Origin of the sequence: Pseudomonas sp. IT-P294, from assembly GCF_949767865.1 — a bacterium.
GTDB lineage: Bacteria > Pseudomonadota > Gammaproteobacteria > Pseudomonadales > Pseudomonadaceae > Aquipseudomonas.
The window spans coordinates 48,820-74,726 of record NZ_CATKQW010000058.1 but is presented as its reverse complement, the minus strand read 5'-3'; the positions used below and the strand labels follow the sequence as shown (position 1 = coordinate 74,726).

Sequence of the window (25,907 nt, the reverse complement as noted above, 5' to 3'; positions counted from 1 at the left end):
GTTCGGCTTTGGATGGGACGCGGAGCGTCCCGGGCTGCATTACCACGCAGACGGTTCGACGCCTCGACGTGGGAACGATCATCGTCGATCATCTTCAATGACTCAACGTGATGTAATCCTCGCCCACCTTCTGCGCATACCCCTCCAGCACCTGCTGACACAGCGTCACGATCTCCTCGACCCATTCCACGCCCACCCGCCACGACACCACCACCTGCAAATTCGGCGGCCGTTGATCGATGGCCAGCAGGGTCAACTCCCCCCGCGCCAGCTCCTCGGCCACCAGTACCGGCGGCAACGCGCCAATGCCAAATCCGTCGCGTAGCAACCGGGTAATCGCCGACACCGAATTCACGCAATTGAGCCGGGGCGTCAGAATCCCGTTCGCCTGCATCAGACTCAGGATGTCCTGATGCGGATGGGAGTTTTTCGAGTACGTAATGATGCGTTCGCGCGCCAGGTCGGCAATGCCTGAATACTCGCGGTTGTAGATCGAACTGCTCGCCACGATCCAGCCCATCGGGTGGCTGGCCAGCTCCAGGCTGCGCACGCTTTCCTGGCGCATCAGATCGGTCTGCAGGATCAGATCGAGGAAGCCTTTTTGCAGCTGATCGCAGAGGTTCAGCGCGGTATCGGCCACCAACTCGATTTCCACCAGTGGGTAGTGATCCATCATCTGCGCCACCAATGGACTCAGCCAGGTGTGAATCACCGTGTCCATCACGCCGATGCGCACGCGCCCGACTTTGCTCGAGCGCGTCTCGATCGACTGCTTCAGAGCCTGCATGGTGTCCATCATCTGCTCGGCGTATTCGAGCACTTTCAAGCCTTCGGGCGTCAGGCTCACGCCGCGAGAATCGCGCAGAAACAGCTTCACGCCGAGCTCGCCTTCGAGCACCGCGATGCGGCTGGAAATCGACGCCTGGGTGGTGAACAGCTTGTCGGCCGTCAGGCGAAAACTCTTGAGGCGGGCGACCCAGACAAAGGTCTCAAGAAACTTCAGGTTCATGGGATAAAGTTTTTCTTATGTCTAGGGCGGGTTTTTATTAGTTGGACGCAGCAGGGCCGGCAGCCCAAAAATCAGGCCATCCGGTTCCCACGATAGGCGTCGTCGGGGCTCAGAACAATACTAATAAAATTTGTACGGAGAGTTGCCATGAGTGCGCCCGACACGCTCGACATCCCCAAGGCCACGGCTCGCCCGGGACCTTTCGACTGGTACCGCAACATCAATCAGCAGGAACGCCGGACCTTCTGGAGCTGCAAGATCGGCTACGGCCTGGACGGCATGGACACTCAGATGCTCAGCTTCGTGGTCCCGACCCTGATTGCGATGTGGGGCATCACCACCGGTGAGGCCGGGCTGATTCACACCAGCACGCTGATCGCCTCGGCCATCGGTGGTTGGGTGGCGGGAATTCTGTCCGACCGCATCGGTCGCGTGCGCACCTTGCAACTGACGGTGCTGTGGTTTGCCGGCTTCACCTTCCTCTGCGGCTTCGCGCAAAACTACGAACAACTGTTGATCAGCCGCACTTTGATGGGGTTCGGCTTCGGCGGCGAGTGGACGGCTGGCGCCGTACTGATGGGTGAAGTGATTCGCGCCAAGGACCGTGGCAAGGCTGTGGGAATGGTGCAATCGGGTTGGGCACTGGGCTGGGGACTGACGGCAATCCTGTACGCGCTGCTGTTCTCGGTGTTGCCGCCGGAAGACGCCTGGCGTGCGCTGTTTATCCTGGGCATCGTGCCGGCGATTTTCGTCATATTCGTCCGTCGGCTGGTCAAGGACCCGGAAATCTACCGCGAAGCCAAGGCCAAGCAGGAGCCAAGCAACCCGGCGAAGTTCTACGAGATTTTCGCTCCGGGCATCCTTTTCACCACGATTCGCGCGTCGGTCCTGACCACGGGCGCACTGGGCGGTTACTACGCGATCACCTCCTGGTTGCCGACTTTCCTCAAAAACGAGCGGGGATTGAGCGTACTCAACACCAGTGGATACCTGGCGATGGTGATCGTCGGCTCCTACATCGGTTACGTCATCAGCGCGTATTTGACTGACATCCTTGGCCGTAAGAAGAATTTCATTCTGTTCGCGGTTGGCTCTTTCACCATCGTTTTGCTCTACACCCAATTGCCGGTCAGTAACGCTGTGATGCTGTGGCTGGGCTTCCCGTTGGGCTTTTTTGCCTCTGGGATTTTCAGCGGCATGGGCGCCTTTCTGACTGAGTTGTTTCCAACGCGGATTCGCGGCTCGGGCCAGGGTTTTTGCTACAACATCGGTCGGGCACTGGCGGCGCTGTTCCCGCTGCTGATCGGCTTGCTCAGCCAAAAGGTGCCGTTGAGCGTAGGAATCGGAGCGTTTGCGGCGGTGTCCTACGGCGTGGTGATTCTCGCGGCACTGAGCTTGCCGGAAACCCGTGGCAAACAACTGGATGCCCAATAACAAAAACGGCAGCAACTGATAATCTGCGGGGTATCTGCCCCGCAGCAAAAAAAGAAAATGCCTACAGGAGTGTTCACCGTGAGCCGCCTGCTATTGAACTGCGACATTGGCGAGAGCTTTGGCAACTGGACCATGGGTCTGGACGCCGAGGTCATGCCCTTCATCGATTGCGCCAACATCGCCTGTGGTTTCCACGCCGGCGACCCGAGCATCATGCGCAAGACCGTCAGCCTGGCCCTGAGCAACGGCGTAAAGATTGGCGCGCATCCGGCCTATCAGGATCTGGTCGGTTTTGGCCGTCGTTCGATGGCCTACACTGCCCAGGAACTTCAAGATATTTTGCATTACCAGATCGGAGCCCTCGACGGCATCTGCCGGGCTCAGGGCGGGCAGGTGAGTTACGTCAAACCGCACGGCGCGATGTACAACGACATGATGGCCAACCCGGCGCAACTGCGTACAGTGCTTCAGGCCGTGGCGGCGTATGACCGCACTTTGCCGCTGATGCTGATGGCGACCCGCGACAACAGCGCCGCCCAGCAGTTGGGCGATGAATACGGCGTGACGCTGTGGTTCGAAGCCTTCGCCGATCGCGCCTATGACAGCGCGGGCATGCTGGTCTCGCGGCAACTGCCGGGCGCGGTGCATCACGATCCCGAGACAATCATTGAGCAAGCCCTGACCATTGCCCGTGGCGACAACCTGACGGCCAGCGACGGCAGCGCCTTGTTCCTGCAAGCCAATACCCTCTGCGTGCACGGCGACAACGCCAGTTCGGTGGCAGCCGTGCGCCGGATCCGCGCAGCCCTCGATCAGCAGAGCGCACCATGAAACCGCGGGTAGAGGTGGTGGCCCTGGATTGCCTGATGGTGCGTCTGTTTGACGAGATCGCCGAGGCAAACATGCCGTGGATGCTGGCTGCCAGCGAAAGTCTGCGTGCTGCGTTCGCCGGGCATTTGATAGATCTGGTGCCGTCGTACACGACGTTGATGGTGCATTACGACCTGAGCGCGTTGAGTCCGTCTCAGGCACGGGAATTGATCGCCGAAGCCTTGATCGATCTGTCACCGAATGCCCGAACCGGCGGCAAATGCCATTTGCTGCCAGTCTGGTATGACCTGAGCGTCGGCCCGGAGCTGAGCCTGTTGTCCCGGCGCAGCGGGTTGACGGCGGAGGAGGTGATCCGCCGACACAGCGAACGCGAATATCAGGTGTTCGCCTTGGGCTTCGCACCAGGGTTCGCCTTCATGGGATTGGTGGAAGAAGTGCTCGCTGCACCGCGTCTGAATACGCCGCGTAAAAAGGTTGCCGCCGGCAGCGTGGGCATCGCCGAACGGCAAACCGCTGCTTATCCGGTGGTTTCTCCCGGCGGCTGGAACCTCATCGGCCGCACACCGGCCAAGTTGTTCGACCGCGAACGCGACGGTTACAGCCTGATGCAACCGGGCGATACGGTGCGCTTTGAAGCGGTCAGCCATGCCGAGTTCATCAACCTGGGCGGCGACGACACACCGTTGGAGGCGCAGGCATGAGCCATCTATCGATTGAAGCGAGCACGCCGCTGTGCCTGTTGCAGGACGCGGGCCGTTTCGGCGTGCGGCACTTGGGCGTGACTCAGGGCGGGGCGCTGGATTGGCGCTCCATGTCGTGGGCCAACTGGTTGCTGGGCAATGAGCTGGATGCAACGGTGGTTGAAATCACCCTGGGTGGGTTCACCGTGGTGGCCGAGGATGATTGTGTGCTGGCGCTGGCCGGCGCGGACCTGGGCGCGCAAGTGGACGGCGAGCCATTGGCACCGTGGCGCAGTTTCCGACTGAACAAAGGCCAACGCTTGCAATTCACTCAACCGCTGCTCGGGGCACGGGCCTATCTCGCCGCGCCGGGCGGGTTTGAAGCCCCCAAAGTGTTGGGCAGCAGCGCCACGGTAGTCCGCGAAGAACTCGGTGGCCTGGATGGCATGGGCCGGGCACTGGCCAAAGGTGCACAGTTGAATTATCGCGGCAGTTCGCTGCTGTTGCTGCGACAGTTGCCGGAAGAACATCGACCGGATTTCAACGTCGATTTACCGCTGGATGTGGTGCTCGGTGCGCAGATCGGTGAGTTCAGCGGACAAAGCCTGTTCGATGCCTTCAACAGTTTCTGGACGCTCGACAGCCGCGCCGACCGCATGGGCATTCGCTTGCTGGGAACGGCGTTGCACTATCAGGGTAAACCGATGATTTCCGAAGGCATCCCGCTGGGCGCGGTCCAGGTGCCGCCGGACGGGCAGCCGATCGTGTTGCTCAATGATCGGCAGACCATTGGCGGTTATCCACGCTTGGGAGCGTTGACGCCATTGGCATTGGCGCGTTTGGCGCAGTGCCTGCCGGGGGCGAAGGTGCGATTGAAACCGGTGGTGCAGGATGTGGCGCATCGGGAGCAAGTTGAGTATTTGCGGCGGTTTTCTTCGCACTGATCGTTCCCACGCTCTGCGTGGGAATGCCGCCCGGGACGCTCCGCGTCCCTGTGACGCGGAGCGTCACTTGATGCATTCCCACGCAGAGCGTGGGAACGATCGGTGTTCTACTTGGACAGAAACCGCATCCCTTCCTCCAACCCCCGCAGCGTCAGCGGGTACATCTGGTCGTCAATCAAGTCCCGCACGATATTGGTCGATGACGTATAGCCCCACGTATCTTTCGGATACGGGTTGATCCAGATGAGCTTCTTGTACTTTTCCTTGAACCGCTGCATCCACACGTAACCGGCTTCTTCGTTCCAGTGCTCGACGCTGCCGCCGGCCTGGGTGATTTCATAGGGCGCCATCGCGGCGTCACCGATGAAGATCACTTTGTAGTCGGCACCGTATTTGTGCAGCAGGTCCTGGGTCGCGGTGCGCTCGGATGTGCGGCGCATGTTGTTCTTCCACACCGATTCATAAACGAAGTTGTGGAAGTAGAAGTACTCCAGGTGCTTGAACTCGGTCTTGCAGGCCGAGAACAATTCCTCGCAAATCTTCACGTGCGCGTCCATCGAGCCGCCGATGTCGAACAGCAGCAACAGCTTGACGGTGTTACGCCGCTCCGGGCGCATCTGGATATTCAGCAACCCGGCATCTTTGGCGGTGTGGTCGATGGTGCCGTCGATGTCCAGCTCTTCCGCCGCGCCCTGACGCGCAAACTTGCGTAACCGGCGCAGGGCAACCTTGATGTTGCGCGTGCCCAGTTCAACCGAATCGTCGAGGTTCTTGTACTCGCGCTGATCCCACACCTTGACCGCTTTGCCCTGGCGTTTGCCGGCATCGCCGACCCGAATGCCTTCAGGGTTGAAGCCGCCGGAGCCGAACGGGCTGGTGCCGCCGGTGCCGATCCACTTGTTGCCGCCGGCGTGGCGTTCTTTCTGTTCTTCGAGGCGCTTCTTGAACTCTTCGATCAGCTTGTCCAGTCCCCCCAGGGACTGGATCGCCGCTCGCTCTTCGTCGGTCAGTGAACGCTCGAATTCCTTGCGCAACCAGTCTTCGGGAATCAACGCCTGAAGGTGATCGTCGAGTTTTTCCAGGCCGTTGAAGTAAGCCCCGAACGCCCGGTCGAACTTGTCGAAATGCTTTTCGTCCTTCACCAGAATCGCCCGGGACAGGTAATAGAACTCGTCCATGTCGGCAAAGGTCACGCGCTGTTTCAGCGCGTTGATCAGGTCCAGCAGCTCACGCACCGAGACCGGCACCTTGGCGGCGCGCATTTCATTGAACAGGTTGAGCAGCATGGCGTTGGCCTCTATCTAATGGAGCTTAGCGAGTGCCACGACGGCTCATGAACGCCAGGCGCTCGAGCAACTGCACGTCCTGTTCGTTCTTCACCAGCGCGCCGGCCAGTGGCGGGATGGCCTTGGTTGGATCGCGTTCGCGCAGTACGGCTTCGCCGATGTTGTCGGCCATCAGCAGTTTGAGCCAGTCCACCAGTTCGGAGGTTGACGGTTTTTTCTTCAGGCCCGGGACCTTACGCACATCAAAGAACACGTCCAGCGCTTCGCTGACCAGGTCTTTCTTGATGTTCGGGTAGTGCACATCGACGATCTTCTGCAACGTCACGCGATCGGGGAACGCGATGTAGTGGAAGAAGCAGCGACGCAGGAAGGCGTCCGGCAGCTCTTTCTCGTTGTTGGAGGTAATGATGATGATCGGGCGCTTCTTGGCCTTGATGGTCTCGTCGATCTCGTAAACGTAGAACTCCATCTTGTCGAGTTCTTGCAGCAGGTCGTTGGGGAACTCGATGTCGGCCTTGTCGATTTCGTCGATCAGCAGGATCACCCGCTCCTCGGACTCGAAAGCCTCCCAGAGCTTGCCTTTTTTCAGGTAGTTGCGGACGTCGTGGACCTTCTCGGTGCCCAGCTGTGAGTCACGCAGGCGGCTGACCGCGTCGTACTCGTACAAACCCTGGTGCGCTTTGGTCGTGGACTTGATGTGCCAGGTGATCAGCTTGGCGTTGAAGGACTCGGCCAGTTGCTCGGCGAGCATGGTCTTGCCCGTGCCCGGTTCGCCCTTGACCAGCAGTGGACGCTCCAGGGTAATGGCGGCATTGACTGCCAGCTTCAGGTCATCGGTGGCGACGTAGGCCTGGGTGCCTTCGAACTTCATCTGCTAATCCTCGAACGGTAACGCCGACCTGAACGGGGCAGGGCGGGGCGCAATAATTGTAGTGCCCGACTATAACGCGCAGGCCGGTCGACTGTGAACGCAGACGGCTTATTCAGTCTCTGAATGGAGCGTCACATCTTGACTCAGTCTCGGCCGCTAGCCAGCATTGAGCTATCGCCATACGTCAGCGCCCGCAATATCACGCGCTACAGCAGTGGCCGTGAAGCGGTGCCCCGTTCGTGACCCGCAAGCCTTAACCTGCTTCCGGCTTCGGCCGTTCGTACCGAGCGTTGAATGCCTGGATGAAACCATTGCGTAAAATCTGCAAAAACGCATTGAACGCGCTGATATCTTGCCGATGGACATTACCGCTCAGTTCAACCCGCGTGGCGAACTGATTCTTGCCCTGATTTTTCAGCACCGTTTCGGAGCCACCAACAATGGCCTCCCAGATTGAACGGAATAGCCCTTTGTCCTTGTTTTCCACGTCCTGGTGCCAATTGAACACGTCGACGTCCTTTAACAGCGGTTTGATGTAGCCAGTCAATTTGGCCTTCTTGGCTTGCGCTTCAATCACCACGTCGCCGTGACCGGCGTTGAAGTCGAACTTGCCGTAGGCCGAGGCGAAGTCATTCATGCGTCTGAGTTCGATGTCCTTGGCCCGCAGGCGGAATTCGAAGTCTTCGAAATTGCTCAACGGGTCGAAGGTCGCGCTGGTTTCCAGGGGCGCATGCCCAAGCAACAGCGCCTTGCCCTCGAAGCGCGCATCGCGTTTGCCTTCGGTATCGACCACGTTGGTCAGATTGAAAATGCTGGCGTTGACTTGAGTGGCGTTCATGTTGACGGGGGGAGTGGAGCTGAAATTGTGAAAACTGATCTTGCCGTCGTAGATGCGCACCTCGTTCAGGGTGAACGGCGCCAGTTTGCTCAACTGCGCACGCCAGTCGGTGCCTTTACCGGTTTGGGAGTTCTGTTTGTTGGCGCCGCCGTCGACGAAGTTCACCTCGGGGTTGAAGAACTTCACTTCAGCCACCACGGCATGGTCATAGATCAGCGAATGCCAGCTGACGGCGAGGTCGATCAACGGAGCGTTGACGAACGGCACCGGCACCTTGCCTTCAACTTTGACGATTTTCAATCCGTTGATTTTGTAGGCGCCGCGCCACCAGGCCAGATCCACGTCGGTCACCTGGCCTCGGTAATCGCCCATGTTCGCCAGTTTGTCATTGAGGTAATCACGCACCAGGTACGGCAGGGTGATGTGCAGGGCAATCAGAACCAGAGCAAGGCCGGCGAGGGTCCACAGAGGCCAACTGTATCGACGTTTCATGGTGGCATACCTCTGGCTATGTAAAGCATTGACTGCGCCGGACAGCGGACGTTCGACCTGACTGGACGACCAGCGGCAACAGGCATACCTTTGGGAGCTAATTCAACGCTGTACAAGGACCCAGCCATGAGCCGTATTTACGCTGACAACGCCCATTCCATCGGTAATACACCGCTGGTGCAGATCAACCGCATTGCCCCGCGCGGCGTGACCATCCTGGCCAAGATCGAAGGGCGCAACCCCGGCTATTCGGTCAAGTGCCGGATCGGCGCGAACATGATCTGGGACGGCGAAAGCTCCGGCAAACTCAAACCTGGCATGACCATCATCGAACCGACGTCGGGCAACACCGGCATTGGCCTGGCGTTCGTTGCGGCGGCTCGTGGTTACAAGCTGATGCTGACCATGCCGGCCTCCATGAGTATCGAGCGTCGCAAGGTGCTGAAGGCTCTGGGCGCCGAACTGGTGCTGACCGAACCGGCCAAGGGCATGAAAGGCGCCATCGAGAAGGCGAGCGAAATCCTTGCCAGCGACCCGGCCAAATACTTCATGCCGGCGCAGTTTGAAAACCCGGCCAACCCGGCGATTCACGAGAAAACCACCGGTCCGGAAATCTGGAATGACACCGACGGTGCGGTAGATGTGCTGGTGGCCGGGGTCGGAACGGGTGGAACCATTACCGGGGTTTCGCGGTATATCAAGAATACGCAGGGCAAACCGATTATCTCGGTGGCGGTAGAGCCGGTGGTATCGCCGGTGATCACCCAGGCGATTGCCGGTGAAGAGATCAAGCCCAGTCCTCATAAAATACAGGGCATCGGCGCCGGTTTTGTCCCGAAAAACCTGGACTTGTCGATGGTCGACCGCGTTGAGCTGGTGACTGACGAGGAGTCCAAGGCCATGGCTCTGCGTCTGATGCAGGAAGAGGGGATTTTGGCCGGTATTTCCTGCGGTGCCGCCATGGCAGTCGCGGTTCGCCTGGCCGAAACACCGGAAATGCAGGGCAAGACCATCGTCGTGATCCTGCCGGACTCCGGCGAGCGCTACCTGACGAGCATGTTGTTCAGCGATCTGTTCACCGATCAGGAGAATGAACAGTAAAAAGGCGCTATGTATGCGCGGATATTCATCGTCTGATCGCAGGGCTGATCCAGGTCAGCCCCTGTTCAGGAGCCCTATGTTAATAAGTGCTTTGTTGCACAATGCTTAATACTGAATGTTTGGTTTTGCGGGTTTTTCTCGAGGCCGGTAATGTTTATCATGGCCGGCTGCCACGTCGGGTAAGAGGCGTTGCGCATAGAGCCTATTCTCAAGGAGTCATTAATGACCTTTTCCTTAGCCGCGAAAGCGTCAGTGTTGTTGCTGTTCCTCGGCAGCACTCTCTATGTGCATTTGCGTGGCAAGGCGCGGTTGCCGGTGTTGCGTCAGTTCGTCAACCATTCCGCGTTGTTTGCGCCTTATAACGCCTTGATGTACCTGTTCTCCGGTGTGCCGTCCAAGCCGTATCTGGACCGCAGCAAATTCCCGGAGCTGGACGTGCTCAAGGACAACTGGGAAGTCATCCGCGACGAAGCCATGCACCTGTTCGACGAGGGGTACATCCGCGCCGCCGAAAAGAACAACGACGCCGGTTTCGGTTCGTTCTTCAAGAAGGGCTGGAAGCGTTTCTACCTCAAGTGGTATGACAAGCCGCTGCCTTCGGCTGAAGCCTTGTGCCCGAAAACCGTGGCGTTAGTCAGCAGCATTCCCAATGTCAAAGGCGCCATGTTCGCTTTGCTGCCGGGCGGCAGTCACCTCAACCCGCACCGCGATCCGTTCGCCGGTTCCCTGCGTTATCACCTGGGGCTGTCGACACCGAATTCCGATGATTGCCGCATCTTCGTGGACGGCCAGGTTTACGCCTGGCGCGATGGCGAAGACGTGATGTTCGATGAAACCTACGTGCACTGGGTCAAGAACGAAACCGAGAAAACCCGCGTCATTCTGTTCTGCGACGTCGAACGGCCGCTGAGCAATCGCCTCATGACCCGCATCAACCGCTGGATCAGCGGCCTTCTCGGTCGCGCCACCGCCCCACAGAATCTTGATGATGAACGTGTCGGCGGGATTAACCAGGCTTACGCCTGGAGCAAGAACTCCAGCGATAAGTTCAGTGGCGTAGTCAAACGCTGGAAACGCCGTAATCCCAAGGCCTACCGCGTGTTACGGCCGGTGTTGGCGGTGGTGGTGTTGACGTTGTTGGGGTATTGGTTGTTTGGGTAAACCGGGCACGAAATGAAAAACCACTCCTGATGAGTGGTTTTTTTTATGAGGAAAATTTGAATGAATCGCCCGCGAGAACACCAGCAGGTTCTTCGGCTACGGGGTTTGCCAGGGTATCTCGGATACGACGCAAGACACTTTCAGGCAACTCTGTAGAGGGACGTTTTCGATTTATTTTGTTGGATTGCCCATCAGAAGCATTTTTTTCAGCGAGCGCTTTCATTGCGTCTCCAGCATTGATCATTAAATGAACAGTGGTTCGATACTAGTCGCACTCAACAAGCATCACAAGGCGACCCTGTATGTCGAATTTGAAGCCAAGTTGCTGATAGGTTGGGATCGCCCCTTCCACGGGTTCCTGAATTTCGATCTGCTTGCTGCCAATGATTTGCGCATAGTGAGTCACGGCGGTCAGTGTCAGCGATGCGATGAGATTCTTCAGGGGATGACACTTATCTGAATTTCCTTCAAGGCGGACTATTTTTACGCGTTGCCGACTCTGGTTCGGATTTGCGAAACACAACCCGCATAGCTCCAAATCAAACCAGATCGCTAAATCGAAACACATTGGTTCCTTTGTTTTCCATCCTGCGACCTCGTTCCATGAAAAGTGCGGGTCATTCCACTGCTGGAAAGCGTTCATTGCCTGGGGGGTGATCGCTTCGAAACGAACTCTGGATAAGTCCACATAGGCTAACCCTTGCTGTTCCAGTTCATGGTGAAGCCGAGTGATAGTGACAGTGGCCAGTTTTCGAGCCTTTGACCTGTACAACTGATACCGAAGTTGAGTCCGTTCCCTTGGCATGTGATCTCTTGCATTCCATGTCCCCACTATTGGGCGTTTATTCACCTCCAAGGTAGATTGAGCGGCACGTGCTGTCGCTGCTGGCCCTTTGTCCAAGTCGTTGCAATCCATGTCAGTCGCTGGTTATAGTCGGCGCTCGGTGATTTCCAACCCACCGTTCATCCCATCAAAAAAGATCAGCCCATGCCAGCTTCCCTCATTAACTCGGTCCTCGATTCAGCGCTCAACGCTGTCGTGGCGCCGTGCGGGAATCAGCAGCCTGCGCAGATCAGTCACTACCCCCCGCCTGTTCGTAGCACGCCGGTGTGCGCAGTCGTATCACCGCCAGACGTTGGCTTATCGGGCTGATCAGCTGCTTCACTGCTGTTCCCCATGCCCGTCTGAAAAAACTACTGAACTTCAGCTTCGGCTGAGTTGGCTTTTTGCCTGACGACAGGTGGTATTCATGTTTGTCCTTTCGAAACAATCCGCGCTCGCGGTGGCGTCCACGAGCCTGTTCGTTCTGCTGTGGAGCAGCGGGGCGATCTTCTCCAAATGGGGCCTGGCCCACGCGTCACCCTTTGCGTTTCTGCTGATTCGCTTCGTCATCGCCTTATGCGGATTGATGCTGCTGGTGCCGTTGCTCAAGCTGAAGCTGCCCAAGGGCGGCAAACCGATGTTGTATGCGATGGCCACGGGTGTGGTGCTGCTGGGGGCGTATCAGATTTTCTACCTGTTGGCCCTGGACCTGAAAGTGACGCCCGGGATGATGGCCACGATCATGGGCGTACAACCGATTCTCACGGTGGCGATCATGGAGCGCCAGCGCTCAGCCAGCAGAATGTTCGGCCTGATGCTGGGGTTGGCCGGGCTGATCATGGTGGTTTACCAGGGCATCGGTCTGGCCGGCATGTCGTTGGCCGGAATGCTCTTCGGTCTGCTGGCGCTGGCGAGCATGACGTTCGGCTCGATCATGCAGAAACGCATCACCGACAATCCACTTGGCACGCTGCCGGTGCAGTACCTGGCGGGGCTGTTGCTCTGCGGGATTTTCGTGCCGTTCCAGCCGTTTCATTTTGAACACAGCACCGGGTTCTTCGTGCCTGTGCTGTGGATGGGATTGGTGGTGTCGGTATTGGCGACGTTGTTGCTGTACCGCTTGATCGCCCGGGGCAATCTGGTGAATGTCACCAGTCTGTTTTACCTGGTGCCGGCGGTGACGGCGGTCATGGACTATCTGATTTTCGGTAATCGGCTGGCGACATTGAGCCTGCTCGGCATGCTGCTGATCATCATTGGTCTGGTGTTCGTGTTCCGTAAAACCGCTTGAAGCAAAACAAGGCCCGGGGCATGCGCTCCGGGCCTTTTTCATTTGGCCAGCGCATGCTCGGCCCGCACCGAATTCATGAACGCCTGCATCGCTGACGATTGAATGCGATGGCGCCGGGTGATCAGTCCATACGGCGGCAACCGTGCCTCGAACTTGATCGGCAACACCGCCAGCAAATCACGCCCCGGATAGTCCTCGACCACCGATACGGGCGTCACGCCGAGCATGTCGGTCTGCTGGATCAACGAGAGCAAGGTCATGATCGAGGTGGTTTCAACGATGCTGCTGGGGATGTCGACCCGCGCGTTGTGGAACACCTGATTGATGATCGCGCGCATCGGGCTCGGGTGCTGTTGCAATACCCAGGTCATGTTCTGCAATTCTGCCCAGCTCAGCTGTTTTTCCTTCGCCAGCGGATGTTGCGCACCGGCAATCACGCACAAGGCTTCTTCACCGAGGCTGTCGAAGAGCAATTCTTCGGCCCGCGCACCGGCCGGAATCCGCCCCAATACGATATCCAGTTGATCCTGCAACAGCGCTTGCACCAGCACGTCGCTGGTGTCGACCTGAATGCTCATGGACAACCGCGGATGGCTTTGTTTCAAGGTCGCGATGGTGCGGGTCAACAGCCCCGAGGCCAGCGCCGGAATCGCGCCGACCGCGACCCGGCCGAGGTTGCCGGATTCCAGTGCAACCAGTTCTTCGCGCATGCCGCTGAGTTCGGCAAACACCATGCGGGCGTAATAGATCACGGTTTCCCCGAACGGGGTTGAGCGCATGCCCCGAGGCAGACGCTCGAAGAGCTCGACGCCAAGCAAGTCCTCGGCTTCGTGCAGCATCTTGGTCGCAGCCGGCTGGGTCATGCCGATGTGATCGGCGGCGCGGCGCAACGAACCGAATTCCTGCAACGCCAGCATCAGCCGCAATTGGCGCAGGCGCAGTCGACTGTGGATCACGTTGGCAGCAGGAATTCGGGTCATGGGCCGTGCTCGCAAAAAGGACTGCGGCAAGCCTGACAACAAATGTCAGGCGTTGCCAGCATTGCTGTGTCACAGCACCGATTTGGTCTTGGCGATGTGGGGTTTGCGCAGGCCCGTCAAGGTGCCCAGTGCCTTGGAAATCAACGGCCAGAACAGCATCAACAGCGCGGCCGTGGTCAGGCTGCCGACCAATGGATTGGACCAGAAAATGCCCAGGTGCCCGTCGGAAAACAGCATCGACTGGCGGAACGCATCTTCGGCCTTGTCGCCCAGCACCGCCGCCAGCACCAGCGGCGCGATCGGGTAACCGAGTTTCTTGAACAGATAACCCAGCGCGCCAAAGCCCAGCATCAGCACCACGTCGAAGAACGAGTTGTGCACCGAGTAAGCGCCGATGGCGCAGACCATGATGATAATCGGCGCGATGATCGAGAACGGAATGCGCAAGATCGAAGCGAACAGCGGCACGGTGGCCAACACCACGATCAGGCTCACCACGTTACCCAGGTACATGCTGGCGATCAGGCCCCAGACAAAATCATGTTGCTCCACGAACAGCGTCGGGCCGGGGTGCAGGCCCCAGATCATCAAGCCGCCAAGCATTACTGCTGCGGTGGCTGAGCCGGGAATACCGAGCGTCAGCATCGGCAACAAAGCGCTGGTGCCTGCCGCGTGGTCGGCGGTTTCCGGGGCGATCACGCCTTCGAGTTCGCCCTTGCCAAAGTTCTCGCGGTTCTTCGAAAAGCGCCGCGCCAGACTGTAGCTCATGAACGAGGCCGCAGTCGGGCCGCCGGGCGTGATGCCCATCCAGCAACCGACCAACGTGCTGCGCACAATCGTCCACCAGTAACGCGGCAATTTGGCCCAGGTGCGCAGGATGACCATCGGCGTGATGCGCGCATGCTCGCCGCGAAACACCAGGCCTTCCTCGACGGTGCAGAGGATTTCGCCGATGCCGAACAGGCCGATCACCGCTACTTCGAAACTGATGCCCGTCATCAAGATTGGCTGGTCGAAGGTCAGGCGCAGGTTCCCGGAGACGGTGTCCATCCCCACCGCAGCCATCGCGAAACCAATCATCATCGCCACCACGGTTTTCAGCGGCGGATTCTTGCTCATGCCGACGAAGGTGCAGAACGCCAACAAGTACACCGCGAAGAACTCCGGCGAGCTGAACGACATGGCGAACGCGGCAATCCGGGTCGACAGGAACGTCAGCAGCAACACCCCGGCCAACGCACCGATCAGTGCCGAGCTGAACGCGGCAGTCAAGGCTTCGGCGGCGCGACCTTCGCGGGCCATCGGGTAGCCGTCGAATGTGGTCGCCACCGATGAGGGCTCGCCGGGGATGTTGAACAGAATCGAGGTAATCGAACCGCCAAACAGCGCGCCCCAATACATGCACGACAGCAGAATGATTGCCGACACTGGCGACATGGTGAACGTCAGTGGCAGCAGCAACGCCACGCCATTGGGGGCGCCGAGGCCGGGCAATACGCCGACCAGAATGCCCAGCAGCACGCCGATCACCATCAGGCCGATATGGCCCGGGGTCAGGATCAGGTTCATGCCTTGCAGCAGGGAATCGAACTCGCTCATTTGAAGCTTCTCCCGGCCAGGCTAATCCAGTCGCCCATCGGGCCGGCATCCAGCGGGACCTTGAACCACAGCGCGAAAATCAAGTAGCTGGCGAGTACCGCGCCGAGGGATACGGTGCCGATCATCCACTTGCCATAGGGTTTGACGCGGACCTTGTCATGCCACATGAACCAGGCGATGAAACAAGCCGAGGCCACGTAGATGCCGGTGAACGGCATGGCGCTGACGAACAACGCAATCGGGATGAATACCGACAGCACTTGCTTGAACGCACTGCGGCTGACAAATGAAAGGCTCAGGGCCTGCCAGCGCAACACGGTCAACACGCCGTTGCCGACACTGGCGGCGCTCAACAGCAGGCCGATATAGAAGGGGAAGTAACCCGGCTCGGGCCCGGAATCGCCCCAGCCAATACCTTGTTCGACGCTGCCGAACATCACGACCACGCCGATCAGCGTGGTGAAGAGCGCCAGGCCGAGTTCGACCCAACGGGTGCCGACCAGCGCCGGTGAATCCGAAGAATGGGACATCAAAACACCTCCAGAGGTGACGGCCGTGCGCAAGCGGACGGCCGAGAACAACTCAGTTTTTCAGCCAGCCGGCTTCTTTGAACACCGGGGTGACGCGGGCGGTGTCTTTCTCAATGTAGGCGGTCAGTGGCTCGCCTTCGAGGAAGGTCGGTACCAAAGCGTTCTGCTTGACGTAGGCCTTGAACTCCGGGGTCTCGGTCACTTTGCGCATCAGCTCGACATAGAACGCGCGCTGTTCGGCGGTGACTTCGCCGGGCATGAATACGGTGCGCGGGAAGCGATACTGATCGATGCCCAGGCCTTGTTCGTGGCAGGTCGGCACATCGGCCCAGGATTTGTCACCGGCGACTTTCTCGGTGTAGCTCATGCGCTCTTTACTGAACACACACAGCGGCTCGACCTGGTCGCCGCGCCATTGGCTGATGCTTTCGCTGGGGTTGTTGACGTTGGCGGCGATGTGCTTGCCGGCCAGTTGGGTCGCGGCTTCGCTACCGCTCTTGAACGGGATGTACACCAGTTTGCTGTTGTTGGTCTGGTTCAGCAGCAGGGTCAGGGTCTGGTCGACATCCTTGGACTGACTGCCGCCCATGCGCAGGTTCGACGGGTCGGCCTTGACCGCTTCGTAGAAGCCTTTGGCATCTTTCCAGGGGGCGTCTTTGTAGCTCCAGAGGATGAAGTCATCCTCGGCCACGGCCGCTACAGGGGTCAGTTCCTGCCATTGGTAACCGAGTTTCGATACCAGCGGCAACAGGTAGATGTTGTTGGTGCCGATCACCAGTTTATCCGGATCGCCCTTGTTCATCTTCAAGTCGAGAAAGGCTTCGGCGCCATTGCCGCCGCCCTTGTTGAGGACGATGGTATTGACGTCGAGAAACTTGTGGGTGGTGATGATCGACTGGATCAGCCGGCCGAGTTGATCGGTGCCGCCACCGGGCCCGCCAGCGACAACGATTTCGACGTTTTTGTCCGGTTGCCAGGCGGCGCTGGCCAATGCGGGGAGGGCGCCGGCGGCGACCAGAGTGCAGCCAAGAAACAGACGTGATGTGCGGCGCACGAATGCATTTCGCATGGAAGGGCCTCGTTTTTGTAGTTGTTATGAGTGGCTTGTCGACGCTGGAAGCTGCAAGCCTGGACTGAGTGTGGGAAGCCTCCGCTCCGGCGTCTAGTCAAAACAATACATACACCGATAGCCTGGAGTTATACGTCGCGCCGGGCAACGTGGCGGTGAGGGCTCAAGACTCTGCCCCCGGAGTCTTTTTTCCTGAAATCCGATGGCGAGGGTATCGGTTGAAAGCTCATTGAAAGCCGGGCATGCCATAACCCGAGGCTATCGCCTTATTTCAAGTTTTGATTAGACGGTTATCAATGAGCCTTCGATAGTGCTCACCAGCGCCGCCCCAGAAGCTGCGTTTTGCATCCACAAAAATAATAAATGAGGTACGCACCATGGCTCGTCCCAGTGCTTCCCTGCATCTGCCCGGCGCAGTTGCCCAACCGATCGCCGCGGCCGCACCGCTGACCAGCACCACCAAGGCCAGCAGCGTGCGCTGGCGGATCTTCGCGATCATCTTCGCCTTGACCATGGTCAACCTGATCGATCGGGTGTCGCTGTCGATTGCGATGCCGACCATCGCCCATGAATTTTCCCTCTCGCCGAGCATGCAGGGGCTGATCCTCAGCAGCTTCTTCTGGGCATACGCGCTGCTGCAGATTCCCGGCGGCTGGTTGATCGACCGCTTCGGACCGCACCGGGTGATCGGTTGGTCCACCGGGTTGTGGGGGACTTTCCAGGTGATCGCGGCATTCGCCACGGGTGGGTTGTCATTGCTGTTCGCCCGGGTCGCACTTGGCGCCGCAGAGGCGCCCTTGTTTCCATCGGGCGGCAAACTGATTTCGTTGTGGCTGGCGCCGAGCGAGCGCAGTCGCGGTGCCGTGCTGATGGACAGCGGCAGCCCGTTGGGCGTGGCGCTGGGCGGATTGATCATTGCGTACCTGATCGCCTCGCTGGATTCATGGCGCCTGGCGTTTGTGATTGCCGGTATAGCGACGCTGGTGCTCGCCTGGCTGGCACGGCGTTACCTGCGTGACGACCCGGCCACTCACCCGCAGGTGAACGCCGAAGAACTCGAAAAAATCAACGCCGGGCGAGCTACGCCAGCGGCTGAAGCCGCCCGTTTACCGGTCAAGGGGCTGGGCATTGCGGCCCGCTCGCTGAGCGGTTTGCTGATCGGTCGTGCCAGTTGGGCGATGGTCTATTTTGGCTTGCTGACCTGGGGCCCGAGTTATCTGGCGCAGGCTCGCGGTTTTGATATCAAGGGCATTGGCGCGGCCACGTTCGTGATTTTTGTGTGTGGTGCGTTGGGTTCGTTGACCGGAGGTTTCCTCTGCGATGGTCTTATTCGCAAAGGTGTCAGCCGTGGGGTGGCGGTCAAGAGCCTGCTGGCGTTTTCCGGTCTGGTGGCCCTCGGTGCCTTCCTGTTGCTGCCGACCCTGAGCAATCCTTTTGCGGCCGTGGCGTTGTTGGCGATGACCGCATTTTTCCTTATGTGGGGCAGCCTCTACTGGAGCTTCCCGGCGTTGCTGGCGGCGCCGGCGCGGGTCGGGTTGATCGGCGGCGTGATGAACATGGCCGGCAGCACCGGTGGCATCGCGGTGCCGATTCTGGTGGGGGTGATTGTGCAAATGGCCGGTGGATTTGCGCCGGTACTGGGGTTCTTCGCGGCGTGCTCGGCGGTGTTTGTGCTGGCGACGTTGTTCATCAGCCTGGATGAGGTGCGCCATGGTTAAACACTTATCTGACGGAGCATGGAACGGCCCGATCATCGATGCCCATCATCACTTCTGGGACCCGTCGATCAATGATCATCCGTGGTTGGCGCCCGAGGCGAATATCCCGTTTCGCTACGGTGATTACAGCGCGATCAAGCGTCGCTATTTTCCCGAAGATTACTTCGCCGATGTCGGTCCTCATAACGTCGTGCAAACGGTGTACGTCGAGACCGAATGGGATCCGCAAGACCCGATAGGTGAAACCGTTTTTATCGAAGGGCTGATCGCCCGATACGGCGTTCCCAATGCCATCGTGGCGCAGGCCTGGCTCGATCACGCGGACGCCATCGCGGTGCTGACCGAGCAAGCCAGTTTCAAGTGCGTACGCAGCGTGCGCCACAAACCTGGCGGACCTGCGTCGCCCGCGCAGGTTGGCCATGTGCGCAGCCTGATGAGCGACGAACACTGGCGCCGCAGTTACGCTGCGCTCGAAGGCCTGGGCCTGCATTTCGACCTGCAAACACCTTGGTGGAATTTGCACGAAGCCGAGCGCCTGGCCCGGGATTTCCCCGGCACCACGCTGATTCTCAACCACGCTGGGTTGCCCAACGACCGCAGCGCCGAAGGCCTGGCGGGTTGGCGCCTGGCGATGGCGCGGCTGGCGCAGTGGCCGAACGTGCGGGTGAAAATTTCCGGCCTCGGGCAGGGCGGTCAACGCTGGCGGGCCAAGGACAACACCTGGATCGTGCGCGAAGTCATCGCCATGTTCGGCAGCGACCGGGCGATGTTCGCCAGCAACTTTCCCGTGGACAGCCTGTGTGGCTCGTTCGACGAGATCTACAGCGGTTTCAAATCCATCGTTGCCGATTTTCCGAGTGCCGATCAGCAACGACTTTTCTACAGCAACGCGCAGCAAGTCTATCGCTGCGAGCCTTGCGCCATTGACCGGGTGCGGCCTGAATCCTTGAGGAGTGAAGCATGAACAAAACCACTATCGCCATGGTGCTGGGTGACCCGGCGGGCATCGGTCCGGAACTGATCGCGCGCCTGCTTGCAGAGCCTTCGGTGCGCAGTCAGGCCAACGTGATCCTGATTGCTGACGAGGCCGAAATGCGCCGGGGCATGCGCATTGCCGGGACGGAATTTCCATACCGTCGCGTGGAGTCGCTGGAGCAGTTGTCATTTGTCGATGACACGCCGTTGTTCTATGACTTTCGCGGCGACACAGTGGGTGAGTTCCCGCGCAGTGAAGCCAGTGTCATTGGTGGTCGCTATAGCCTCGACACCCTGGAGCAAGCCCTGCGCCTGACCGAGGCCGGGACCACCGACGCGGTGCTGTTCGGCCCATTGAACAAGACCTCGTTGCACATGGCCGGCATGGCCTACAGCGACGAGCTGCACTGGTTCGCCGAGCTGTTGGATTTCCATGGGCCGTTTTGCGAATTCAACGTGCTCGACAACCTCTGGACGTCACGCGTGACGTCCCACGTGGCGCTGGCCGAAGTGCCGGGCATGCTCAGCCAGACGCGAGTGGTGGAAGCGATCCAGCTGATCGACACCGCGCTCAAGCGCAACGGCCTGGAAAAACCACGCATTGGCGTGTGCGGGCTGAATCCGCACAACGGCGACAACGGCTCGTTCGGCCGCGAAGAACTGGACATCATTGGCCCGGCCGTGCGTTCGGCCCAGGCACTGGGGATTGCGGCTGAAGGGCCATACCCCGCCGACACGATCTTCCTCAAAGTGCAGGGCGATGCCAGTGCCTTCGACGCGGTGGTGACCATGTATCACGACCAGGGACAGATCGCGATCAAGTTGATGGGCTTCTCCCGTGGGGTGACCGTGCAGGGCGGGTTGCCGATCCCGATCACCACGCCGGCACACGGCACCGCGTTCGATATCGCGGGGCAGGGCAAGGCCAACGTCGGCGCGATCCGCCAGGCATTCGAAATCGCCTGCCGGATGGGCGTCAACAACTACTGATCCACAATCGCCAAATTCACATAAATCCCCTGTGGGAGCGAGCTTGCTCGCGATAGCGGTCTGTCAGTCAGCATGAATGTCGACTGGCCCACCGCCATCGCGAGCAAGCTCGCTCCCACATTTGTTTTGGGTTGGGGCTGATAACCCGATCTAACGGATATCGCGTTTTTGCGATCACCTCAGGTTATCGCCGGATACGCATAAGTGATTATCCGCACGCCCCGGGCGCTGGCTAAAGTCGCTCCATCGAATGCCCGGGGCTGGCCGCACGAACGGCTCTGCGCAGCGACCCAACAACTACAAAAAGCCGGTAGCGCAAGGAACTGTATTCATGAAAATCAAAGCCATCCGTACCCGCGTTTTCGAGTGGAAAGGTAAAGTCGTTCCCCCGCAAGCGCACTTCTGCACCAACGCCAGCGACATCCTGTTCGAGCGCGGCGATGCCATGGGCTCGTTCCGTTTCCACGGCTGGCTGGTGGTGGAAGTCGAGACTGACACCGGTCTTGTCGGCATCGGTAACTGCGCCCTGGCACCGCGTGTGGCCAAGGAAATCATCGACACCTATCTGGCGCCGATTGCGATGGGCGAAGACCCGTTCGACAACGAATACATCTGGCAAAAGATGTACCGCCAGAGCCACGCCTGGGGCCGCAAAGGCATCGGCATGGCGGCGATCTCGGCGATCGACATCGCGATCTGGGACATCATGGGCAAAGCGGTGAACAAGCCGGTATTCAAACTGCTCGGAGGGCGCACCAAGGAAAAGATCTGGACCTACGCCTCCAAGCTCTACGCCAACGACAACCTCGACCTGTTCCTCGAAGAAGCCCAGGGTTACCTGAACCAGGGTTTCACCGCGCTGAAAATGCGTTTCGGCTACGGCCCGAAAGACGGCCCGGCGGGCATGCGCAAGAACATCGAGCAAGTGCGGGCGCTGCGTAACCTGGCCGGTCCCGACATCGACATCATGCTCGAATGCTACATGGGCTGGACCCTGGAATATGCCCGCCGCATGTTGCCCAAACTGGCCGAGTTCGAACCGCGCTGGCTCGAAGAACCGGTGATTGCCGACGACATCGAAGGCTATATCGAGCTGAAAAAAATGGGGATCATGCCGATCTCCGGCGGCGAGCATGAGTTCACTTCCTATGGCTTCAAAGACCTGCTGGAGCGCCGCGCCGTCGACGTGATCCAGTACGACACCAACCGTGTCGGCGGCATCACCGCGGCGCGCAAGATCAACGCCATGGCTGAAGCCTGGTCGGTGCCGGTGATCCCGCACGCCGGGCAGATGCACAACTATCACCTGACCATGTCCACCACCGCCTCGCCAATGGCCGAGTTTTTCCCGGTGTTCGACGTCGAGGTTGGCAACGAACTCTTCTACTACGTGTTCAAGGGCGAGCCGCAACCGGTGAACGGCTACATCCAGCTCGACGATAACAAGCCCGGCCTGGGCCTGGAAATCTCTGATGAGTACCTGAGCGATTTCAACATCATCGAGTGATCTTGAGGCGCCGCACACACGCGGCGCCATTCACGACTTTCTGGAGGCCGTCATGCGCCTGATTCAATTTGAAAACACTGCCGGTGAACGCCAGGTGGGCCTCGTCGAGGGCGCACAGATCCAGGTGCTCAACGGCATCCGTAGCACCCGTGAACTGGCACTCGAGGCCATCCGCGCTCAACGCAGCCTGCAAGAAGAAGTCGCCCGGTGCGGCACTGCGCCAGGCCCGGATTACGCGCAACTGTTGCAGCAGGGTCGCGTCCTGCCGCCACTGGACCACGAAGACCCGGCCCATTGCCTGATCAGCGGCACCGGCCTGACCCATTTGGGCAGCGCCTCGGCCCGGGACAAAATGCACCAGCACGATGGCGCGGTCGAAGCCGGCATGACCGACACCATGCGCATTTTCAAATGGGGGCTGGAGGGCGGAAAACCGGCGGCTGGCCAGGTCGGTGCTCAGCCGGAGTGGTTCTACAAGGGCGACGGCAGCATCGTCGTGCGCCCCGGCGCAGACTTCCCGGTACCGCCATTTGCCGAAGATGCCGGCGAAGAGCCGGAGCTGACCGGCCTCTATGTGATCGGCGACGACGGCCAGCCGTACCGCGTCGGTTACGCCCTGGGCAACGAGTTTTCCGACCATGCGATGGAACGGCGCAATTACCTGTACCTCGCCCATTCGAAACTGCGCTTCTGTGCCTACGGTCCAGAGCTGCGCGTGGGTGAGTTGCCCAAGCATCTGGCCGGCACCAGCCGCATCATTCGCAACGGTGAAACGCTCTGGGAAAAAGAGTTTCTCAGCGGCGAAGACAACATGTGCCACAGCCTCGCCAACCTCGAATTCCACCACTTCAAATACGCTCAGTTTTTGCGCCCCGGCGATGTTCACGTGCATTACTTCGGCACCGCCACGCTGTCGTTTGCCGACGGGGTCAAAACCCAGCCGGGCGACCGCTTCCAGATCGGCCTCGATGAGTTTGGCGCGCCCCTGGAAAACGGGATTGGCGAAAGCGCCCAGCCGTTGGCCATCGGCCAGGTCCGCGCGCTTTAAGTCTTTAATTGCCGGCGCTGTCTGCCGGTCAAGGAACCCCTCATGACCACGCTATTTGGACACAACTATATCGGCGGTCGCCGCAGTGCAGAAGGCACCGTGCAGCTGCAAAGCCTCGACGCGACCACCGGCGAGGCGCTGCCCGGCAGCTTTTTCCAGGCATCCGAAGCCGAAGTCGACGCGGCTGCGAGCGCTGCGGCAGCTGCGTACCCGATCTATCGCAGCCTGAGCGCGGAAAAACGTGCGCAATTCCTCGATGCCATCGCCGATGAAATCGATGCGCTGGGCGATGATTTCGTCGCCACCGTGTGCCGCGAAACCGCATTGCCGGCCGGGCGTATTCAAGGCGAGCGCGGTCGCACCAGCGGCCAGATGCGCTTGTTCGCCAAGGTCCTGCGTCGCGGTGATTTCTATGGGGCGCGCATTGATCGGGCGCTGCCGGATCGCCAACCGTTGCCGCGTCCGGACCTGCGCCAATACCGCATCGCTCTAGGACCTGTCGCGGTGTTCGGCGCCAGCAACTTTCCCTTGGCGTTTTCCACCGCCGGTGGCGATACCGCCTCGGCCCTGGCCGCGGGTTGCACGGTGGTTTTCAAGGCACACAGCGGGCACATGGCAACGGCCGAGTGGGTCGCGGATGCGATCATTCGCGCGGCGGAAAAAACCGAAATGCCCGCCGGTGTTTTCAACATGATCTTTGGCGGGGGCGTCGGCGAATGGCTGGTCAAGCACCCGGCGATTCAGGCTGTCGGCTTCACCGGCTCACTCAAGGGCGGCAATGCGCTGAGCCACATGGCCGCCACCCGACCGCAACCGATCCCGGTATTCGCCGAAATGTCGAGCATCAACCCGGTGTTCCTGTTGCCCGAAGCGCTCGCCGTGCGAGGTGAGCAGATCGCTGTACAACTGGCCGGTTCGGTGACGTTGGGCTGCGGTCAGTTCTGCACTAACCCAGGCTTGGTGATCGGCCTGCGTTCATCGCAGTTCAGTCAGTTCCTGGAAACGTTTTGCGCCAACATGAACCAGCAACCGGCGCAAACCATGCTCAATGCCGGCGCGCTGGTCAGCTACAGCCGGGGCCTTGCTGAACTCCACGAACACCCGGGGCTCACGCACCTGGCGGGCAAGCCACAACAGGGCAATCAGGCACAGCCGCAAGTGTTCAAGGCCGACGTCAGCCTGTTGCTCAAGGGCGATGAACTGCTGCAGGAAGAGGTTTTCGGGCCGACCACCATCATTGTCGAGGTCCAGGACCGGGCGCAGCTGGCGGCGGCATTGCAGGGTTTGCGCGGGCAACTGACGGCGACATTGATCGGCGAGGCGGACGAACTGTTGGAGTACCGTTGGCTGGCGGAGTCGCTTCAGGAAAAGGTCGGGCGGATTCTGCTCAATGGTTATCCGACCGGGGTCGAGGTGTGTGAGGCGATGGTGCACGGCGGGCCGTATCCGGCGACGTCCGATTCACGGGGCACGTCGGTGGGAACGCTGGCCATCGATCGTTTCCTGCGGCCGGTGTGCTTCCAGAACTACCCGGATGCCTTGCTGCCCGAGGCGTTGCAGAACGCCAATCCGCTGGGGATTCGGCGATTGGTGGATGGGGAGGTGAGTCAGTCGGCTTTGTAGCGCCTGACCTACCGCCATCGCGAGCAGGCTCGCTCCCACAGAGTTTGGTATTGATCGCAGAATCTGTGTACGACACCAAGCACTGTGGGAGTGAGCCTGCTCGCGATAGCGGCATCAGCTACACCACAAACTATTTGGCAGAAATCACCGAAGCCTTCACCACCGAAGGCTTCAACACCAGCCACAACGCCGCCGCAATCAACACCCCGCCATACAGATGCGCCATCGACAGCGGTTCATCGAGCAACAACGCCCCCCACAGCACCCCGAACGGCGGGATCAGGAAGGTCGTGGTCATCGACTTCACCGGCCCGACCGAGCTGAGCAGACGGAAGTAAACAATGTATGCCAAGGCCGTGCACACCAGGCCCAACCCCAGCAATGACAGCCAGACATTCCAGCCACCCCAGCTCGCCGGTGGCTGGGTAATCACGCTGTAACCGAACAGCGGCAGCAAAAACAACGTGGCCCCCATCATGCTGCCCACCGCCGACAGGCGACTGTCCAGACCGCCCGCGTGATCGAGCCAACGGCGGGCCAGGAAGCCGGCGAAGCCGTAACACGTGGTGGCGAGCAGGCAGGCGAGGGCGCCCATCAGCAATTGCATGTCGAACGCCACGGGACCGGCACGGGTCAGGATGCCGACACCCATCAGGCCGAGCAGCACCCCGCCCAGCTTGGCGGCCGTGAGTTTTTCATGGAAGAACAGACCGCCGATCAGCACGCCCATCAGCGGCGTGGTGGCGTTGAAAATGGCCGAGTACCCGGCCGGCAATACTTGGGCGGCCACCGAATAGAGCGTCGCCGGAATGCCGGAGTTGATCACGCCCAGGAGCATCACTGTCTTGAGTTTGCCTTTGAAATCCCAGCTGATGCGCATCAACCCCAGAATCACCAGCAAGCCGACGGCGGCAATCGACACACGGAAAAAAGCCGTGGGGATCGAGCCAATCACCGGGGCGATGATGCGCATGAACAGAAAGCTCGCACCCCAAATCGCCGCCAGTGACAGTAAACGGAAAATATCGACGGGGTTCACGGTGTGCTCCTTGCTGGGTGGGGACGAGAGTGTTGCCGAGCGCCTGATCGATGGCAACCGGAAAACGA

24 protein-coding genes are annotated in these 25,907 nt (G+C 59.8%); 13 read left to right on the top strand and 11 right to left on the bottom strand.

Annotation, left to right across the window (positions count from 1 at the left end):
* Window positions 1-94: 94 nt before the first annotated feature.
* Window positions 95-1,009 (bottom strand): LysR family transcriptional regulator, encoded by a 915-nt coding sequence (locus ACM6I0_RS29175; RefSeq protein WP_414923888.1) that lies wholly within the window; start codon window positions 1,007-1,009, stop codon window positions 95-97.
* 147 nt (window positions 1,010-1,156) lie between these two features.
* Here ACM6I0_RS29175 and ACM6I0_RS29170 point away from each other — a divergent pair, with 147 nt between their 5' ends.
* The 4 genes from ACM6I0_RS29170 to ACM6I0_RS29155 all read left to right on the top strand — a co-directional run bounded on the left by ACM6I0_RS29170 (window position 1,157) and on the right by ACM6I0_RS29155 (window position 4,898).
* Window positions 1,157-2,443, top strand: coding sequence for an MFS transporter (locus ACM6I0_RS29170; protein ID WP_285436626.1), 1,287 nt, complete (start codon window positions 1,157-1,159; stop codon window positions 2,441-2,443).
* Between the two features lie 78 nt (window positions 2,444-2,521).
* Complete coding sequence (locus tag ACM6I0_RS29165) at window positions 2,522-3,274, top strand: 5-oxoprolinase subunit PxpA (RefSeq protein ID WP_414923887.1); 753 nt, start codon at window positions 2,522-2,524, stop codon at window positions 3,272-3,274.
* Complete coding sequence (gene pxpB, locus ACM6I0_RS29160) at window positions 3,271-3,975, top strand: 5-oxoprolinase subunit PxpB (protein WP_414923886.1); 705 nt, start codon at window positions 3,271-3,273, stop codon at window positions 3,973-3,975. The genes ACM6I0_RS29165 and pxpB overlap by 4 nt, the downstream gene beginning before the upstream one ends.
* Window positions 3,972-4,898, top strand: a complete 927-nt coding sequence (locus tag ACM6I0_RS29155; protein WP_414923885.1) for a biotin-dependent carboxyltransferase family protein — start codon at window positions 3,972-3,974, stop codon at window positions 4,896-4,898. The genes pxpB and ACM6I0_RS29155 overlap by 4 nt, the downstream gene beginning before the upstream one ends.
* A gap of 107 nt (window positions 4,899-5,005) precedes the next feature.
* On the opposite strand, the gene ACM6I0_RS29150 is transcribed toward ACM6I0_RS29155, so the two are convergent.
* From ACM6I0_RS29150 to ACM6I0_RS29140, 3 genes are all read right to left on the bottom strand, one after another.
* Window positions 5,006-6,184: a vWA domain-containing protein gene (locus ACM6I0_RS29150; RefSeq protein ID WP_285436620.1), complete on the bottom strand. Its 1,179-nt coding sequence runs from the start codon at window positions 6,182-6,184 to the stop codon at window positions 5,006-5,008.
* 25 nt (window positions 6,185-6,209) lie between these two features.
* On the bottom strand, window positions 6,210-7,055 hold the full coding sequence (locus ACM6I0_RS29145; RefSeq protein WP_090181335.1) for an AAA family ATPase: 846 nt from the start codon (window positions 7,053-7,055) through the stop codon (window positions 6,210-6,212).
* A 253-nt stretch (window positions 7,056-7,308) separates the two neighbouring features.
* Window positions 7,309-8,385, bottom strand: coding sequence for a DUF748 domain-containing protein (locus ACM6I0_RS29140; RefSeq protein ID WP_414923884.1), 1,077 nt, complete (start codon window positions 8,383-8,385; stop codon window positions 7,309-7,311).
* Between the two features lie 126 nt (window positions 8,386-8,511).
* On the opposite strand from ACM6I0_RS29140, the gene cysK reads away from it, so the two are divergent.
* Both cysK and ACM6I0_RS29130 read left to right on the top strand, forming a co-directional pair.
* Window positions 8,512-9,486: a cysteine synthase A gene (gene cysK / locus ACM6I0_RS29135; RefSeq protein ID WP_285436617.1), complete on the top strand. Its 975-nt coding sequence runs from the start codon at window positions 8,512-8,514 to the stop codon at window positions 9,484-9,486.
* Window positions 9,487-9,708: 222 nt separating this feature from the next.
* The gene (locus ACM6I0_RS29130) at window positions 9,709-10,647 is read left to right on the top strand and encodes an aspartyl/asparaginyl beta-hydroxylase domain-containing protein (protein ID WP_414923883.1); all 939 of its coding nucleotides are present in this window, start codon (window positions 9,709-9,711) and stop codon (window positions 10,645-10,647) included.
* A gap of 43 nt (window positions 10,648-10,690) precedes the next feature.
* Here ACM6I0_RS29130 and ACM6I0_RS29125 read toward each other — a convergent pair whose 3' ends face one another.
* Window positions 10,691-10,870 carry a hypothetical protein gene (locus ACM6I0_RS29125; RefSeq protein WP_414923882.1) on the bottom strand — a complete coding sequence of 60 codons (180 nt, stop codon included), beginning with the start codon at window positions 10,868-10,870 and terminating at the stop codon, window positions 10,691-10,693.
* 42 nt (window positions 10,871-10,912) lie between these two features.
* Window positions 10,913-11,563, bottom strand: coding sequence for a hypothetical protein (locus ACM6I0_RS29120; RefSeq protein WP_414923881.1), 651 nt, complete (start codon window positions 11,561-11,563; stop codon window positions 10,913-10,915).
* A 334-nt stretch (window positions 11,564-11,897) separates the two neighbouring features.
* Between ACM6I0_RS29120 and ACM6I0_RS29115 the strand changes: the two genes are divergently transcribed.
* Entirely contained in the window at window positions 11,898-12,761 is an 864-nt protein-coding gene (locus ACM6I0_RS29115; RefSeq protein ID WP_414923880.1) for a DMT family transporter, read from the top strand.
* Window positions 12,762-12,799: 38 nt separating this feature from the next.
* Here ACM6I0_RS29115 and ACM6I0_RS29110 read toward each other — a convergent pair whose 3' ends face one another.
* The 4 genes from ACM6I0_RS29110 to ACM6I0_RS29095 form a co-directional block, all read right to left on the bottom strand.
* Window positions 12,800-13,741 (bottom strand): LysR family transcriptional regulator, encoded by a 942-nt coding sequence (locus ACM6I0_RS29110; RefSeq protein WP_208671748.1) that lies wholly within the window; start codon window positions 13,739-13,741, stop codon window positions 12,800-12,802.
* A gap of 69 nt (window positions 13,742-13,810) precedes the next feature.
* Complete coding sequence (locus tag ACM6I0_RS29105; RefSeq protein WP_222590212.1) at window positions 13,811-15,340, bottom strand: tripartite tricarboxylate transporter permease; 1,530 nt, start codon at window positions 15,338-15,340, stop codon at window positions 13,811-13,813.
* On the bottom strand, window positions 15,337-15,870 hold the full coding sequence (locus tag ACM6I0_RS29100; RefSeq protein ID WP_414923879.1) for a tripartite tricarboxylate transporter TctB family protein: 534 nt from the start codon (window positions 15,868-15,870) through the stop codon (window positions 15,337-15,339). Before ACM6I0_RS29100 ends, ACM6I0_RS29105 begins: the two co-directional genes overlap by 4 nt.
* 52 nt (window positions 15,871-15,922) lie before the next feature.
* Window positions 15,923-16,939, bottom strand: a complete 1,017-nt coding sequence (locus ACM6I0_RS29095) for a Bug family tripartite tricarboxylate transporter substrate binding protein (protein ID WP_414923878.1) — start codon at window positions 16,937-16,939, stop codon at window positions 15,923-15,925.
* Between the two features lie 377 nt (window positions 16,940-17,316).
* Between ACM6I0_RS29095 and ACM6I0_RS29090 the strand changes: the two genes are divergently transcribed.
* The 6 genes from ACM6I0_RS29090 (at window position 17,317) to ACM6I0_RS29065 (ending at window position 24,800) form a co-directional block, all read left to right on the top strand.
* Window positions 17,317-18,657, top strand: a complete 1,341-nt coding sequence (locus tag ACM6I0_RS29090) for an MFS transporter (protein WP_414923877.1) — start codon at window positions 17,317-17,319, stop codon at window positions 18,655-18,657.
* Entirely contained in the window at window positions 18,650-19,621 is a 972-nt protein-coding gene (locus ACM6I0_RS29085) for an amidohydrolase family protein (protein WP_414923876.1), read from the top strand. The genes ACM6I0_RS29090 and ACM6I0_RS29085 overlap by 8 nt, the downstream gene beginning before the upstream one ends.
* Entirely contained in the window at window positions 19,618-20,622 is a 1,005-nt protein-coding gene (locus ACM6I0_RS29080; protein WP_414923875.1) for a 4-hydroxythreonine-4-phosphate dehydrogenase PdxA, read from the top strand. Before ACM6I0_RS29085 ends, ACM6I0_RS29080 begins: the two co-directional genes overlap by 4 nt.
* 331 nt (window positions 20,623-20,953) lie before the next feature.
* On the top strand, window positions 20,954-22,129 hold the full coding sequence (locus ACM6I0_RS29075; RefSeq protein WP_414923874.1) for an L-rhamnonate dehydratase: 1,176 nt from the start codon (window positions 20,954-20,956) through the stop codon (window positions 22,127-22,129).
* A gap of 52 nt (window positions 22,130-22,181) precedes the next feature.
* A complete protein-coding gene (gene araD1, locus ACM6I0_RS29070) occupies window positions 22,182-23,177 on the top strand; it encodes an AraD1 family protein (RefSeq protein WP_414923873.1) in 996 nt (331 codons plus the stop codon).
* A 42-nt stretch (window positions 23,178-23,219) separates the two neighbouring features.
* Window positions 23,220-24,800, top strand: coding sequence for an aldehyde dehydrogenase (NADP(+)) (locus ACM6I0_RS29065; RefSeq protein WP_414923872.1), 1,581 nt, complete (start codon window positions 23,220-23,222; stop codon window positions 24,798-24,800).
* A gap of 130 nt (window positions 24,801-24,930) precedes the next feature.
* On the opposite strand, the gene ACM6I0_RS29060 is transcribed toward ACM6I0_RS29065, so the two are convergent.
* On the bottom strand, window positions 24,931-25,839 hold the full coding sequence (locus ACM6I0_RS29060) for a DMT family transporter (RefSeq protein ID WP_414923871.1): 909 nt from the start codon (window positions 25,837-25,839) through the stop codon (window positions 24,931-24,933).
* Between the last annotated feature and the right edge of the window lie 68 nt (window positions 25,840-25,907).

What these genes read in the sequence shown, in the direction of transcription:
- ACM6I0_RS29110 (WP_208671748.1), bottom strand. Translation starts at nt 13,741, where the DNA reads ATGACCCGAATTCCTGCTGCCAACGTGATCCACAGTCGACTGCGCCTG.
- araD1 (WP_414923873.1), top strand. Translation starts at nt 22,182, where the DNA reads ATGCGCCTGATTCAATTTGAAAACACTGCCGGTGAACGCCAGGTGGGC.
- ACM6I0_RS29085 (WP_414923876.1), top strand. Translation starts at nt 18,650, where the DNA reads ATGGTTAAACACTTATCTGACGGAGCATGGAACGGCCCGATCATCGAT.
- ACM6I0_RS29125 (WP_414923882.1), bottom strand. Translation starts at nt 10,870, where the DNA reads ATGAAAGCGCTCGCTGAAAAAAATGCTTCTGATGGGCAATCCAACAAA.
- ACM6I0_RS29095 (WP_414923878.1), bottom strand. Translation starts at nt 16,939, where the DNA reads ATGCGAAATGCATTCGTGCGCCGCACATCACGTCTGTTTCTTGGCTGC.
- ACM6I0_RS29150 (WP_285436620.1), bottom strand. Translation starts at nt 6,184, where the DNA reads ATGCTGCTCAACCTGTTCAATGAAATGCGCGCCGCCAAGGTGCCGGTC.
- ACM6I0_RS29075 (WP_414923874.1), top strand. Translation starts at nt 20,954, where the DNA reads ATGAAAATCAAAGCCATCCGTACCCGCGTTTTCGAGTGGAAAGGTAAA.
- ACM6I0_RS29130 (WP_414923883.1), top strand. Translation starts at nt 9,709, where the DNA reads ATGACCTTTTCCTTAGCCGCGAAAGCGTCAGTGTTGTTGCTGTTCCTC.
- ACM6I0_RS29065 (WP_414923872.1), top strand. Translation starts at nt 23,220, where the DNA reads ATGACCACGCTATTTGGACACAACTATATCGGCGGTCGCCGCAGTGCA.
- ACM6I0_RS29175 (WP_414923888.1), bottom strand. Translation starts at nt 1,009, where the DNA reads ATGAACCTGAAGTTTCTTGAGACCTTTGTCTGGGTCGCCCGCCTCAAG.
- ACM6I0_RS29170 (WP_285436626.1), top strand. Translation starts at nt 1,157, where the DNA reads ATGAGTGCGCCCGACACGCTCGACATCCCCAAGGCCACGGCTCGCCCG.
- ACM6I0_RS29090 (WP_414923877.1), top strand. Translation starts at nt 17,317, where the DNA reads ATGGCTCGTCCCAGTGCTTCCCTGCATCTGCCCGGCGCAGTTGCCCAA.
- ACM6I0_RS29140 (WP_414923884.1), bottom strand. Translation starts at nt 8,385, where the DNA reads ATGAAACGTCGATACAGTTGGCCTCTGTGGACCCTCGCCGGCCTTGCT.
- pxpB (WP_414923886.1), top strand. Translation starts at nt 3,271, where the DNA reads ATGAAACCGCGGGTAGAGGTGGTGGCCCTGGATTGCCTGATGGTGCGT.
- ACM6I0_RS29155 (WP_414923885.1), top strand. Translation starts at nt 3,972, where the DNA reads ATGAGCCATCTATCGATTGAAGCGAGCACGCCGCTGTGCCTGTTGCAG.
- ACM6I0_RS29080 (WP_414923875.1), top strand. Translation starts at nt 19,618, where the DNA reads ATGAACAAAACCACTATCGCCATGGTGCTGGGTGACCCGGCGGGCATC.
- ACM6I0_RS29145 (WP_090181335.1), bottom strand. Translation starts at nt 7,055, where the DNA reads ATGAAGTTCGAAGGCACCCAGGCCTACGTCGCCACCGATGACCTGAAG.
- cysK (WP_285436617.1), top strand. Translation starts at nt 8,512, where the DNA reads ATGAGCCGTATTTACGCTGACAACGCCCATTCCATCGGTAATACACCG.
- ACM6I0_RS29120 (WP_414923881.1), bottom strand. Translation starts at nt 11,563, where the DNA reads ATGGATTGCAACGACTTGGACAAAGGGCCAGCAGCGACAGCACGTGCC.
- ACM6I0_RS29115 (WP_414923880.1), top strand. Translation starts at nt 11,898, where the DNA reads ATGTTTGTCCTTTCGAAACAATCCGCGCTCGCGGTGGCGTCCACGAGC.
- ACM6I0_RS29100 (WP_414923879.1), bottom strand. Translation starts at nt 15,870, where the DNA reads ATGTCCCATTCTTCGGATTCACCGGCGCTGGTCGGCACCCGTTGGGTC.
- ACM6I0_RS29105 (WP_222590212.1), bottom strand. Translation starts at nt 15,340, where the DNA reads ATGAGCGAGTTCGATTCCCTGCTGCAAGGCATGAACCTGATCCTGACC.